Origin of the sequence: Lysinibacillus sp. UBA5994 (assembly GCF_002429725.1) — a bacterium.
Classification (GTDB): Bacteria; Bacillota; Bacilli; order Bacillales_A; family Planococcaceae; genus Lysinibacillus; species Lysinibacillus capsici.
Genome location: NZ_DJAU01000024.1, coordinates 71,692 through 86,404, shown reverse-complemented (window position 1 = coordinate 86,404; position 14,713 = coordinate 71,692). Strand labels below are relative to the sequence as shown.

Here is a 14,713-nt window from a genome sequence, read left to right as displayed (position 1 = left end):
AGAAAAGAGGCATTGTATTCAATACATCGACAATTATTCTACAAATTTCAATCTGTAAAATTATTCATTACTATCCTTTTTATTTTACATGACGATACCAAACATTACATCCATAAAAAAGAGAACTACCCTTATCGATAGTTCTCTTAAACGGTTCTTTTATTTTGAATTCAAAGAAAGTGGTAATTTCGCCTCAAAAGCTTGTTGCAATTTACGCGTCCATTCACCTGGCACACCAGTACCGATTTGGTTTCCATCCACATCAATAACAGGAGTAACTTCTGAAGATACAGAAGATACAATAATTTCATCCATTGTTAATAAATCAGCTTTTGTCATTGGTTCTTCAACTACAGGTAAACTAATCTCCTCTGCACATTTTAAAATGACCTGACGAGTAATACCGTTTAAAATGAAGTTATTTGCTGGGTGTGTATAAAGCTTACCGTCTTTAATCCCATAAACATTTGCTGATGAACATTCTGTTACGATATCCCCGCGATGTAAAATTGCTTCGTAGCAGCCCTTTTCAGCTGCCTCTTGTTTTGCTAATACTGCACCAAGTAAGTTTAAAGATTTGATATCACAGCGCAACCAACGAATATCCTCTACAAACGTAGCCTTAACCCCTTTTTCAAAGTTTTCATATGCACGTTCACCAGCTTTCACATTACCCGTTAATACAGCTGGAACACTTGCATCTGGGAAAACGTGATTACGTGAATTGGCACCACGTGTAATTTGGAAATAAACATGCCCTGTATCAAGATTATTTTTTTCAATCAGCTCATGTAATAATTTGTGTAAAACGTCTTTTGTATAAGGAATAACAAGACGAATTTTTTCGGCGCTTGCATAGAAACGATCAATATGCTCTTGTGCTGTAAACATATTTCCGTTATAAACTTTGATTACTTCATAAATACCGTCACCAAATTGATAGCCTCTATCTTCTGGTGATACTGCAATGGATCCTTCTTCAACAATTTGATCATTCCATAATGAATATGCCATGTTTTGTTCATCCTTTTCGTCTTTGAGTTATTTTTTTCCTGCAAGTTCAACAATTGCTTCAGCATAAATTGCCGCTGCTTTTACAAGGTTTTCAACGACAACAAACTCATCCGCTCGATGCGCTACATCTGGCTCCCCTGGGAAGAGCATGCCAAATGCCACGCCTTTTTTCATCACACGTGCATACGTCCCACCACCAGTTGATAATAAAGGTGTTTCTGTATCTCCCGTTTGACGTCTATAGATAGCTGCTAATGTCTGGATGAATGGATCATCTTCGCTGACATAATGTGGCTTGGAGTCGTCTTGTATATCTAGAGAAAACCCTTTTTCTACCGTTAAGCGTTGTGCTGCTGTTATTTTTTCATCGAATGGATAGGAAACTGAATAGCGCATACTAATTACTAAACTGCCGCCTTTATAGACATCATAGCTTACGATCCCTGGATTTAATGTTGTTTGTCCTGACATTGTATCCTCAAACTGCAGATCGAGCTGACTACCATAATGATCCTGATAAAAAACATCTGCAATAAAGTCGACAAATTGTTTACTTGCTTCTGTCGTCAACTCTTGTTGTAAAAATGCTGCAAGATAAACAGCTGCATTGATACCTTTATCTGGTTCCATTGCATGGGCTGCTTTACCTTTGATAGTTATTATATAGCGAGACTCCTCCATTAATAAAGAGCCTTCTAGCTGATTTTTACTTAAAAATGTTTGAAAATTCTGTTCGAATGATGCTGTTACGTGCTGAATTATTGCTTTTGCAAAATCAGGTACCATATTTGGGCGCTTTCCTGCATTAAATAGTAGTAGCTGTTCTTTCGTTGCATCACCCACTTTATTTTGAGAGAACACAAGCTCTGCAATGCCTTTTTCTGCATTGATGAGCGGGAAATCCGCATCTGGTGCAAAACCAATTGTCGGCATTTCCTCCTGTTTAAAATAGTGGTCGACACAGCGGAATCCTGTTTCTTCGTCTGTACCAATAATCATTCGTACTCTTTTTTCTAACGGAATACCTGCATCTTTCACAAGTTTCATGGCCATCCATGCCGCAATCGTAGGCCCTTTATCGTCAATCGCACCACGTGCAAATAATTTACCATCAGCTACTGTGCCGCTGAAAGGAGGGTAAGTCCAATCTGCTTCTTCTCCAATTGGGACAACATCAACATGACATAAAATACCAAGTAAATCTTCACCAGTTCCCATTTCAATATGTCCAGCATAATTATTAACATTTTTCGTGAGCAGGCCTTCACTTTGACCTTTTGCTAGTAACCATTCAAGCGCTTGAAGTGGACCATCCCCAAAAGGTACTTCAGTAGTTATTGTATCCTCATCGAGCACACTATTTATTTGCACAAGCTCCTGTAACTCTTGTATTAATTCGTCTTGCCTTTCTTTTGCAGCTTGTAACCAATCCATACCATGTACCTCCTTCAAAGTATTAGCATTATTCTACACCTTACAACATATATGACAATCAGCTTTCTGACAACTATTTTCAGTAACTTCTACTGTCACTACCATATATAGCACGTTTTTCACGTATTCCCACAAAATACAGTATAAATTTTATATATTAATTGTAAATTTCTCTTGCATTCACTAGAAAATTAAGTAGTTTTTCTATATAATAAAGTTATCAGAATAATTGTTCTGACTATAAAATTAGAAAAGGGGATGTCTAAGGCAGCTACTTATTAGCCTAAGTGCACTCCGCACATATTGTCGTCCGCTAGTCTTTGCCAAGAGAATTAAGATGAAGGAGTGGTTCATTTAATGAAACCAACTACTGATCGAATGCTTAATCGTATTAAAGACGTGTACATGTTTATTTTAGACAAAGGAACCGTGTCTACACAGGATTTAGTCGAAGAGTTTAGTATCACTCCTCGCACCGTTCAAAGAGATTTGAACGTGTTAGCCTTTAACGATTTGGTGACGAGTCCAAGTCGAGGCAGATGGACAACGACGAAGAAAAAAGTAAAATTAACGTCTTAGTTTTACGTTTTGTACGTAAAGCATTGTGTATGGAAAAAGAATGACCTTTCGTCGGGGTCATTCTTTTTTGTCGTTAGAAGATTTTTAGATTTTTTTCCCACTTTGCTTACTGACTTCTCCAGCTTGCTTTCTGTGTAAAGTAATTATTTACATCACTTTTTCAGTCATCTATCTATGCAAAGCAATGATTTTTATCTTACTTCCATTCATCTATATAAAACGATTATTTACATTGCTCCTTTACCCTTCAATCTAAGCTTCACATCTTAGCATAGCAACATAAATCTGCACGCCATTATCTGCTCTGTGCTCTTTCAAGATTATTTTAACTATTTACAGTTGCTTAACAATCCGTTAAACTCGAAACATTCTAAATGTTGAGAGGAGGATTTTATATGACTTTGTCAAAGTTGTTTCATCCATTAGTTTGGATTATTTTAGGTGGAACAATTTTTACACGTATTGCAAGCTTTATGGCAATGCCTTTTTTAGCAATTTATTTACATAATGAAATTCAAGCCTCTCCCTTACAAATTGGATTGACAATTGGCATCGCGCCGCTCATTTCCACAGTAGGTGGATTTTTCGGGGGTTATTTAACAGATCGCTTTGGTAGAAAAAGCGTTATTCTATTAACAATTATCGTTTGGAGTCTTGTGTTCTTTGGCTTTGCAACGGTTCATGCTGTTTGGCTTTTTATCCTATTCAATGCTTTGAATGGACTTTGTCGATCATTTTTTGAACCTTCCACACAGGCATTGATGATTGATTTTACACCTGCCGATAAACGAAAAAGACTATTTTCCTTACGTTATACAGCCATTAATATTGCAGCGGTTATTGGTCCAATTATTGGCGTGTATATCTCACAGCTCTCCAGTCCAAGTATCCCTTTTATGCTGACAGGGATGATGTATATTATTTACGCAGTCTTTTTATTTTTTGTGTTAAATCGCTATCAAATGCAGCAACCCAAAGCGGTTACACAAACAAAAATACTCAGTACATTCACAATTCTTTTGACAAATCGTGTGCTGCTTAGCTTTATATTGGGTGCCATTTTAATCAATATTGGTTACTCGCAATTTGACTCAACGCTACCACAAATTATCGAATTAAAAATTGATGAAGGTGCGAAACTTTATTCGTTATTAATCTCTCTCAATGCAGCAGTTGTGTTATTACTACAATTACCTATTAGTATAGTATCAGAGCGCTTTTCATCTACAGCAACATTATTAGTAGGTGTACTGTTCTTTGCTATTGGATTATGTATGTTTGGATTCTCCAATAATTATACGCTCTATATCATTGCCATGATTATTTTTACCATAGGTGAAATCTTTGCCTTCCCTACAATGAATGTTATGATTGATGAAATTGCGCCAGATACTCAAAAGGCAACCTATTTAGGTGCTGCACAATTTAAAAATTTAGGTGGCTTTATTGGCCCAATAATAGGCGGTTGGCTCTTGACTCATTATATGAACGCTATGTTTCCAGTCATCGCTGTTCTTGTTTTATGTAGTTGTATCTTTTATAGAACAAAAATAGCTGCTCATTAATAAACGCCCCATTGCTATCAGAATAGCTAACTATGCTATCGATAGAATGGGGCGTTTTTTAACTAATATAATCCTCGTCAGCAGCGACCTCTGCAAAACTAGAATATTGATCCTTACCAGCATTTTTTGATTGATAAAGCGCTTTATCGGCACGTTCAAATAAGCTCATTTCTGTATCCTCAGCATGATTATAAATGGCTCCGCCCATGCTCACAGACAACACAGACCATTTCTCGCTAGCTTGGCCATCATATCTAACTGACCTTATTTGAGTCAAAATGTCCTCTGCTATGTGCTGCATCTGTTCCGCTGTTGTATCGTATAAAACAATGGCAAATTCATCCCCACCGAAGCGTACAACAAAGCCACTTTGTTTCACAACATGCTTTAAAATTTTCGCTGTTTCAATGAGGATATGATCTCCTTCTACATGACCAAATTGATCGTTTACTTGTTTAAAGTTATCTAAATCAATTAACAATAAACCTGGCACATTCATTTTTCTTTTTCTTAATAAATTATCAATTTTCCTAATATATGTAGCACGGTTGTAGACACCAGTTAGCGGATCGAAGGTAGCTAGGTGTATTGTTTTAGATAAAATTTTATTAATAACTAATAGCATAATAAAGGATGTTAGTAGAGCAATAGACAGTAAGATCCAAAATTGCTTTGTATTTTTTTGGAGAGCTTCCATTTTAGTGAAATTGATAAATTTCACATAGACAATTCTTTTGGATGACTCCCCTCTCACTGTCTCTGCTTCATAGGGCAGAAAACGATGTGTTTCTATATAACCATTGTCTAAGGCCTTTTCATACTCAACTGGCTCCATTGTTTTCTTAGCTTGCTCGAAGTATTTTTGAAATTTCTTAGATTGCTCCTGTACAGTGATTCTCTTCGATCTCGAATCATTAAAGAAAACGCCACCTGCATTAATAGCTTGCACATCCACTAAATCAATATACTTACCTATTAAGTACTGTGCAGTTTTCTCAAAATTAAAGGTTTGGAAGACAGGATCATTTAGTAGGTCTATACCTAACTCGAGCAAATATTTCTTATCATGTGTTGCCAGATAGCCAAATTTTCGATATTCACCTGTTGATGTTGAAATATCGAGTCCATCTGTAAAAAATTCGCCACTAGCGCGCCGTTCATCTAATAAAGCAGAAAAACGTTGACAGCAAAGCGAGAAATCCAAGCCAATATCTTTGGCAAAAGTTGTGTAAACTACTGTATTTGATTGATCCACTATGTAAATATCCATACCATGTTTCTTTTTCATTTGCTGCAAATCCCAAGTAGCTACATTAGGGTTTTCATGGTAATAGTTTTTTAGCTGTCTAAGCTCCTGTTCCATTTTATCTGAAATATTATTATCAAAATAAAAATGGGCATCATCGACAGTTTGCATATCTGTTAAAATATGATTTTCAATTAATATTTTATTCATGCTCACTTGCTTTTCTATCTCTGTTACCAGTATTTGTCGGTTCACATATGAAATAACAGCAACAAGTATGACTGCAAATGCTATTAGAGATAGTAATAATTTAATACGCAGGTTCTTCATTTAATTGTCCTCTACTTATTTTATACCATCGTCTTTTGGGGAATATTTCAAAATATGATACATTCTATGACTATATCACAATAACTCATTTCATATTATACAGTTACAGTCATATTACTGTATATAAAAATCCCCGATGCTATGTGATGCATCGAGGAATAATATGTTTTAATGATTGTTTTGTAGACCGTTTAGCTCTTCAGCAGTGAGCTCACGATATTCACCTAACGCTAGATTTTCATCTAATTTCAGGCTTCCCATGGAAATACGCTTTAAATATGTTACACGTTTTCCTACAGCCTCAAACATTCGCTTTACCTGATGAAACTTGCCTTCTTGAATCGTTAGCTCTATTTCAGATTGCTGTGCAGACTTTAAGATCACAAGATTTCCAGGTTTTGTAACATAGCCATCATCTAGCTCAACACCATTTGCAAATTTCTCGGCATCTTCTTCTGTCACAACGCCTTCAATCTGTGCGTAATAAACTTTTGGCACATGCTTTTTGGGAGACAATAAATTATGAGCTAATTGACCATCGTTTGTTAATAACAGCAATCCTTCTGTGTCTTTATCTAATCGACCAACAGGAAACGGTTGAAAATGCTGGTGTAATGGCTCTAATAAATCAATGACTGTTTCATCTCTTAAATCTTCAGTGGCAGAAATAACACCAGGCGGTTTATTCATTATAAAATAAACAAATTCTGTATAAACAACGCGCTCTCCAAACACTGATACAATTTGCTTTTCTGGGTCTACGTGTAAAGCTGCATCCTTGACATAATCACCGTCTACTGTGACTGCTTTTTGTTTTAATAGCTGCTTTACTTCCTTACGAGAGCCGTACCCCATATTTGCTAGTAATTTATCTAAACGCATCGTTCCACTCCTATTTCAATCCCAGTTTACTCATAATACGGGTTAATCGTTCACCTAATAGCTTTTGGGCTAAACCTAGGCGTAATGATAAAAAGCCATAAACAGCCGCACCAACACCCGCACAAATAATTGAGAATAGTAATGCTGAGAATTTACTATCAACTGGTCCCATTAGTAATTCCAATAATTTATGCACAATCAGCACGCTAATGGCCATCGCCATTGTCAATAAAGCAATTAGCATGACACGACGCACAACCATTTCTGATCGATAATTCAACGTTTTTCGTAACACAAGCATATTAATGATAATCGAAACACTGTAGCCAATAGCTGTAGCTACTATAGCACCATCAGCCTCTAACCAGCGAATTAAAGGAATATTTAATGCTAGCTTTACGAAAATTCCAGATAATAAGCTAAAAACAATCCACTTTTGAAAATCAATTCCTTGAAGTAAGGCTGCTGTGACTTGGAATAACGCAAATAAAATCGCAACAGGTGCATAATGCGCTAAAATGGTTGCTCCCATTTCGCTTTCTGAATAAAGCATAAAATAAATTTCATTGGCTAATAGAGAAATACCAACCACAGCTGGCAATGTAATAAAGATTAAAATTTGATAGGTTTTATCCATTGCATGGCGGAGCGCTAAATACTCCCCCTGTGTAAAATATTTTGTAATTGTTGGTACAAGCGCCATCGAAAATCCAGTCGCTAGCATAACAGGGATGATAACAACTTTATGTGTCATAAAGTTAATCATCGATAAATAAGTATCTGTTACTTCTGCTAAACCAATGGACGTCATTGCTCCATTAAACGTAAGCATGTCGACTAATTGGAACAACGGATTCGCCACCCCTACAAACACCATTGGGATGGAATAGGTAATCACTTCTTTATAAATATTGGACATTGGTAGCTGTGTGGAAGTCACACTTTGGCTACGTAATAAGTTAAATTCAGGCTGATATTTTTTCCAGTAATAATAAAGAACACCTAATCCACCGATTGCCCCGATAAATGCAGCAAACACAGCAAAGGAGATGGCTGTCTCTGGTTTTCCTTTAAACACAATCACCACTAGGAACGACCCACCAAGTAACACAACAATCCGCACAATTTGTTCCACCAATTGTGAAACGGCAGTAGGCTCCATTTTGTCGTAGCCTTGGAAGAAGCCCCGCCATAGACTCATAAATGGCACTACGATTAAGGCAAAACTAACCCATCGTATTACTGAAGCAATTTGTTCAACTGTAAAGACCTGTTCCTCACTCTTAATAACTAGCCCTGCAATTGGCGTAGCAAGTAGAAAGAGGGCAATAAATGCTGCAAAGCCAGTCATCATCATAATAAGAATGCCAGATTTCATCAGCTTGCGACCCGATTGATAATCTCCCATTGCGTTATATTTGGATACAAATTTAGAGACGGCTATTGGCGCACCTGAAATGGCGATTGCCAGCATAATTGAATAGGGAATATATGCATATTGGTAAAGCGCAATGTTCTTCTCGCCAACAATTGCATAAAACGGAAAAATATAAATTAATCCGAGTACCTTCGATAAAAACATCCCCATTGTTAATATCGCAGTACCTTTCATTAAATTGGACATCATACCCATCCATTCATTGTAAAATCAATATTATTATCGTAACACTTCAAAGCATACTTATAAAACTTTTTCGTTTTAAAACAAACGATATGCAAGCGCTGTCACTCTAAGAGCAATAAAGTAAACCAACTGTAATCTTAACATATTTATAGGAAATGAGACGCATAAAAACACCAAAAAGTTCATTCATAAAGAAACTTGATGAAAAAAGGCCTTAAAATAATCGGTGAGGAATTGAACATCCCCACCGATTAGGTATTTCTTATACCATGTCCACAAAGAACTTTTTATACCATACTAGGAATACATAAACTGTCCAAATATAACGACCGCGATTTGCTTTCCCTTCGTAGTGCTCATCTAGATAGCCAACTAATTGTTTTGTATCAAAAAATTCATTTGCAAAGTCAGTTGTAAACATTTCTTTTACCATACTGTAATACTTTTCTTCACGTAACCAGTGGCGAATTGGCACTGGGAATCCGAGTTTCGGACGCTTTGCCCATTCTTCTGGCAATTCCTGATGCGCAGCTTGACGTAGAACATATTTTGTATCGATATCATTCACACGGTATCTTGAAGGAATATTTTTCGCTAATTCCATTACTTCTTTATCTAAAAATGGTACACGTAATTCAATTGAGTGTGCCATACTCATTTTATCTGCCTTTAATAAAATATCACCAGGCATCCAAAGATTTAGATCTAGATACTGCATTTTTGTCACATCATCATCGCCAGGTACTTCATCATAAATACGTTTTGTAATCGATTTTACAGATGGGGCATTTTTATAAGCTGGCTTTAAAACATTAATAGCATCCACTTCATCCCAAACTACCGCTTCCCCAATAAAACGCTCTTCTACTGTTTGAGCACCTTTAATAAGGAAATTCGTGTATTGATTTTTCGGTAGGGCTTCTGCCATTCCACGTAATGTTTTACGAAGACCTAATGGTAATTTTTCGTATTTTTGCATTCTTCCTGAGTTTTGATACCAAGCATACCCACCAAAAATTTCATCAGCACCTTCACCTGATAAAACAACCGTTACATCTTTTGAAGCAAGCTCCGAAAGGAAGTAAAGTGGCACTGAAGATGGATTGGATTGTGGTTCATCCATATGCCATTGAATTTTAGGTAGCGCTTCAAAGCACTCATCTGCGGTAATGTATCTACGTTCATTTTGAATATTCAACGTATCTGATAAATCTTTTGCAAGATTTGTCTCATTGAACATATCTTCATAGTCCGCAAACCCGACTGAGAAGGATTTATCTGGGCGTAATAAAGACGTAATATAACTAGAGTCAATACCACCCGATAAGAATGAACCAACTTTTACATCACTGATTTGATGAGCCTCTACAGATTCTTTAACAGTTGAACGAATTTCTTCAATATATTTTTCGATTGGTGCTTCTTTTGCATGGAATTTTTTATCCCAATATTGCACGATTTGCTTTTGTCCATTTTGTATCAGCATATAGTGAGCTGGTGGTAATTTAAAGACACCTTTAAAGAATGTTTCATCCATAGATGAATACTGGAATGTTAAATAGGGGCGAAGTGCCTGTTTATTTAACTCTTTAATAAATGATGGGTGTGGTAAAAACGATTTAATCTCAGAGCCAAAAATAAACGTACCGTCTGTTGTATGCTCAGAGTAATACAATGGTTTGATTCCAAAGCCATCGCGCGCAATGAACTGTAAATCATTCTTTTTATCCCAAATACAGAAGGCAAACATCCCACGCAGTTTCTTCACAAAATCTACGCCATATTCTACATAGCCATAAATAATGACTTCACTATCTGACTGCGTTTTAAACGTATGACCTTTTTCAATTAAATCTGCACGCAGCTCTTGGAAGTTAAAAATCTCTCCATTAAATACAAGCACGATATTGCCGTCTTCACTATATAATGGTTGATTCGCTACGTCTGATAAGTCAATAATACTTAATCGACGGAAACCTAACGTTACTTTATCGTCACTATGAATACCGCCGCTATCCGGTCCGCGGTGAATAATTGTATTCATCATATTTTCTATCGTCTGATGATGATCAATCACATTTGTTCCATTAATATAACCTATAAATCCGCACATTCTATTTTTCACCTCATAATTTAGTGCATAACCTTTACCATAATAGCATGAAAAGACATTCATTTCATGCTGACAATGCTAATAAAGGAAAACTTTCATTCATCCAATTGTATAACAAAGAATATTGTGTTTCATTCTACTGTATAAGCTCTTCATCCCAAAAGAAGAGATAAAGAATTATAAAACACTTTTCTATTATTTTCAATGTCAAAGAAAGTCCCTCTCTATATAGACTTCATGTATAATAGGAAAGATTCCTAATTTGAACAGAAAGTGAGTTTCTAACTATGTATGATGTAATCGTGATTGGTGGTGGCCCATCTGGTTTAATGGCGGCGATTGCTGCTGGAGAGCGCAAAAAGAAGGTGTTATTGTTAGAAAAAGGCACAAAACTAGGCAAGAAATTGGCCATTTCTGGCGGAGGACGCTGTAATGTTACAAATCGTTTGCCTGTTGAAGAAATTGTGAAACATATACCCGGTAATGGCCGTTTTCTCTATAGTCCATTTACCGTTTATAATAATGAAGATATAATTGCATTTTTTGAAGGGCTTGGTGTCGCCCTAAAGGAAGAGGACCACGGTAGAATGTTCCCTGTATCCAATCGCGCACAAGATGTCGTTGATGCGCTGATTAGACAGCTACAACGTCTTCATATTGAAGTTCGTTTACACACAGCTGTCAGTAAGCTTCTAATGGATGAAGATAAAATTTTGGGTGTACGTCTTGCTGATGGCACCGAAGTCCGTAGTCAAGCAGTCGTTGTAGCTGTTGGGGGCAAGGCGGTTCCACAAACAGGCTCAACAGGTGATGGCTATCCTTGGGCTGAACGTGCGGGTCATACAATCACTACCTTATTCCCAACAGAAGTCCCTGTTATTTCAAAAGAAGATTTTATTCAAGCACGTGAACTACAAGGACTAGCATTGCGTGATGTTGCTGTCTCCGTGCTAAATAAAAAAGGCAAGACACTCGTCACCCATCAAATGGATATGCTCTTTACCCATTTTGGTTTAAGTGGTCCTGCTATTTTGCGTTGTAGTCAATTCGTTGTGAAAGAATTAATGAAAACAGGCTATGAGCCCGTGACAATGCGTATTCAAACACTGGTACATTATAATGAAGAAACATGTCTACAATATTTAAATAAATTAATAAAAGAAGATCCGAAAAAGGCTGTGAAAAATGTTTGGAAAGGCATAGCACCTGAACGATGGCTCTTGTTCCTATGTGAGCGAGCACATATTGATGTTCAATTGACGGGCGCTGAATTATCCCAAGAGAAAATTCGTCAGCTAGCACGTTTACTAGTAAACTTCACGTTAACAGTGAGTGGCACACAGTCACTTGATAAGGCGTTTGTAACAGGTGGCGGTGTCTCTGTAAAAGAAATCGAGCCAAAAACAATGGCCTCAAAGAAAAAAGAAGGACTGTTCTTTTGTGGAGAAATTCTTGATATTCATGGCTATACAGGCGGCTATAACATCACTTCAGCCCTCGTAACGGGACGTATTGCAGGAATGCATGCGGCATTATAATAGGAGAAAAAGCGTGTCCGTGGAACAACGGACACGCTTTTTTAGCTTTCACTAGACATATAAACTTCTTCAAATGGTTGGATAATGACAAAGCCCTCACCAGAAAACGCCATCTGGATGGATTCTCCACTGCCTCGGCCGATAAATGTACGGAAGCTAATATCTGTTTTAAATTCAGGTGTTAAGTTGCCTGACCATGCGACAGTAGCATGCGGATCAGTATATACTGTTTCACCTGGTTTCACTAATAATGTCAGTGGTTCAAAATGAGTTGTAATCGCAACCTTCCCTGTTCCTTGAAGGGTTACATTAAATAAACCACCTGACATGATGCCAGCCATTTTACGCATCAAACGTATATCCCATTCGATGCTAGGCTCAAAGGCAAGTAAATCATTGCCATTGACACAAATACTGTCGTTTTTCAAATCAAAAACAGTTACTTTCTTTCCTTGATCCGCTAAGTAGAGTCTGCCCTTTCCGCTAGCTTTCATCAATTGCGTACCTTCACCCGTTAAAGCCTTTTTAAACATTTTGCCAAGACCATGCTCCAAGACGCGCTCACGTTCAAATTTAATATCACCTGTATAGGAAATCATTGCGCCCATTTTTGACCACACTTCACCGTTTAGATTAACCTCTAATACACGTTCAGTTTCCAATTCAAAATAATCATTCTCATTATCGTCCTGCTGTGTTTTATGAACAAATTCATCTAAAGAAAATTTCCCCATGATTGATCCCTCCCTAATTACTTTATATACGTTGTTCTTTGAGAAAAGATTCAATTTTTAATAGTTTGTTCCTCATCATGAATTTCGTTACAAAATTTCTCTTTTAATTACGAAATCACTTTATTTCCAGTAATGTTATTGACATCAGACATGTGCTGTTATACATTAAACAAAGAAATTACAATTGTTATATAACAAACACTTCAAAAAAAATAACTATATAAGTGCCATCCACGAAATGACACCTATATAGTAAATTGAAAGTTCATATTATTGTGTAGCAGATACATCTCCAACATTTTGCGCTGCTTTTAAAGCTGTTTGCTTACGTACATCTGCACGTAACGTTAAGGAAATAATCAACGAAGCTGCGATTAAACCTGCGAATACATAGAATACCGGAATATAGCTTCCATACGCATTTTTGATTGCACTTACTAACAATGGTCCAAAAACTCCACCCAATGACCACGTTGTTAATAAATAACCATGAATCACACCAAGTTGCTTTGTGCCAAATAAATCACTTGCAAATGCAGGTAGATTTGAGAACCCACCACCATAGCAACTAACAACTAAGAAGATAAGTGCTTGGAAAATAATTACGTTAGTTGTATGTGGTAAAACGATAAATGTGATTAGCTGTGCAGTAAAGAAAATAACGAAAACGTTAGAACGACCGATATAATCAGACACAGCGGCCCAGATTAAACGACCACCACCATTAAATAACCCCATAATTCCTACCATTGCGGCAGCACCTGCTACTGATAGACCGACAATTTCCTGTGCCATTGGTGAAGCAACAGAAATCATCATAATCCCTGCTGTTACATTAACTAAATGCATGGACCAAAGCATCCAGAAGTGCTTTGTTTTAACAGCTTCTCGTGCTGACATAACAGCTAAATCTTTCTTAACTACGTCCTTACCATTATTGGCAGCTGCTTTCATATTAGCAGGCATATAACCTGGCTTAGGTGGTGCTATATATGAAGCCCCTAAAATCATTAACGTGAAGTAACTTGCCCCTAGAATAAAGTATGTTGTAGAAATGCCAACTGCCTCCATTAAGTTGGCTGCGACTGGTGCTGTAATAAGTGCACCCGATCCAAAACCAAGTACGGCCATACCTGTTGCTAGACCACGACGGTCTGGGAACCATTTTACAAGTGTTGATACAGGTGCAATATAGCCAATCCCCATTCCTAATCCACTAAGAACACCATATGTTAACCAATACATAACAACAGAATCCATTGAAATGGCTACACCAGCACCAGCTTGTCCTGCTCCAAATAAGACAGCTGCTACCATCGCCGATTTACGTGGTCCCATTTTTTCTACTAAACTACCAAATAATGCAGCTGAGAAACCAGCTAATCCCATCATAATGGTAAAGGCAATCGTTACCTTTGTTTCACTCCATCCCATTTCTGTGACAATCGGTAGCTTGTATACACTGTATGCATAGGCTCCACCGATTGAAAGGTGAATAGCGATTGCAGATAATGCAATTAACCATCTATTTTTATTCATAAATTCTCATTTCTCCCCTCTTTTGCTACCTGTGAAAATTCTATGAACGTCCATGTAAAACAATTTACCACTTAGAATTATTCAAATGCAAGATGTTTTTCTAAAAAATATTATT

The 14,713-nt window shown here is 37.0% G+C and carries 11 protein-coding genes; 3 read left to right on the top strand and 8 right to left on the bottom strand.

The genetic code is table 11. From position 1 onward, the window contains the following. Positions 1 to 159: 159 nt before the first annotated feature. Together dat and pepV are read right to left on the bottom strand one after the other, a co-directional pair. Complete coding sequence (gene dat, locus B3D98_RS07365) at positions 160 to 1,014, bottom strand: D-amino-acid transaminase (RefSeq protein WP_103118672.1); 855 nt, start codon at positions 1,012 to 1,014, stop codon at positions 160 to 162. A gap of 27 nt (positions 1,015 to 1,041) precedes the next feature. After that, entirely contained in the window at positions 1,042 to 2,448 is a 1,407-nt protein-coding gene (gene pepV / locus B3D98_RS07360) for a dipeptidase PepV (RefSeq protein ID WP_288582101.1), read from the bottom strand. A gap of 357 nt (positions 2,449 to 2,805) precedes the next feature. Here pepV and B3D98_RS07355 point away from each other — a divergent pair, with 357 nt between their 5' ends. Both B3D98_RS07355 and B3D98_RS07350 read left to right on the top strand, forming a co-directional pair. Continuing rightward, positions 2,806 to 3,027: a DeoR family transcriptional regulator gene (locus tag B3D98_RS07355; RefSeq protein WP_004226074.1), complete on the top strand. Its 222-nt coding sequence runs from the start codon at positions 2,806 to 2,808 to the stop codon at positions 3,025 to 3,027. Positions 3,028 to 3,422: 395 nt separating this feature from the next. Continuing rightward, positions 3,423 to 4,592, top strand: a complete 1,170-nt coding sequence (locus tag B3D98_RS07350) for an MDR family MFS transporter (protein ID WP_004226066.1) — start codon at positions 3,423 to 3,425, stop codon at positions 4,590 to 4,592. Between the two features lie 58 nt (positions 4,593 to 4,650). On the opposite strand, the gene B3D98_RS07345 is transcribed toward B3D98_RS07350, so the two are convergent. From B3D98_RS07345 to asnB, 4 genes are all read right to left on the bottom strand, one after another. Beyond that, entirely contained in the window at positions 4,651 to 6,168 is a 1,518-nt protein-coding gene (locus tag B3D98_RS07345) for a diguanylate cyclase (protein ID WP_288582094.1), read from the bottom strand. 168 nt (positions 6,169 to 6,336) lie between these two features. Beyond that, positions 6,337 to 7,050 (bottom strand): pseudouridine synthase, encoded by a 714-nt coding sequence (locus B3D98_RS07340; protein ID WP_288582092.1) that lies wholly within the window; start codon positions 7,048 to 7,050, stop codon positions 6,337 to 6,339. Between the two features lie 10 nt (positions 7,051 to 7,060). Then, complete coding sequence (locus B3D98_RS07335) at positions 7,061 to 8,674, bottom strand: putative polysaccharide biosynthesis protein (RefSeq protein ID WP_081011001.1); 1,614 nt, start codon at positions 8,672 to 8,674, stop codon at positions 7,061 to 7,063. A gap of 262 nt (positions 8,675 to 8,936) precedes the next feature. Then, the gene (gene asnB, locus B3D98_RS07330) at positions 8,937 to 10,787 is read right to left on the bottom strand and encodes an asparagine synthase (glutamine-hydrolyzing) (protein WP_048393475.1); all 1,851 of its coding nucleotides are present in this window, start codon (positions 10,785 to 10,787) and stop codon (positions 8,937 to 8,939) included. 287 nt (positions 10,788 to 11,074) lie between these two features. On the opposite strand from asnB, the gene B3D98_RS07325 reads away from it, so the two are divergent. Then, complete coding sequence (locus tag B3D98_RS07325; protein ID WP_048393473.1) at positions 11,075 to 12,325, top strand: NAD(P)/FAD-dependent oxidoreductase; 1,251 nt, start codon at positions 11,075 to 11,077, stop codon at positions 12,323 to 12,325. A 41-nt stretch (positions 12,326 to 12,366) separates the two neighbouring features. On the opposite strand, the gene B3D98_RS07320 is transcribed toward B3D98_RS07325, so the two are convergent. After that, a complete protein-coding gene (locus B3D98_RS07320) occupies positions 12,367 to 13,059 on the bottom strand; it encodes an AIM24 family protein (protein WP_036118779.1) in 693 nt (230 codons plus the stop codon). A gap of 270 nt (positions 13,060 to 13,329) precedes the next feature. Continuing rightward, complete coding sequence (locus tag B3D98_RS07315; RefSeq protein ID WP_004226054.1) at positions 13,330 to 14,598, bottom strand: L-lactate MFS transporter; 1,269 nt, start codon at positions 14,596 to 14,598, stop codon at positions 13,330 to 13,332. Positions 14,599 to 14,713 lie beyond the last annotated feature (115 nt).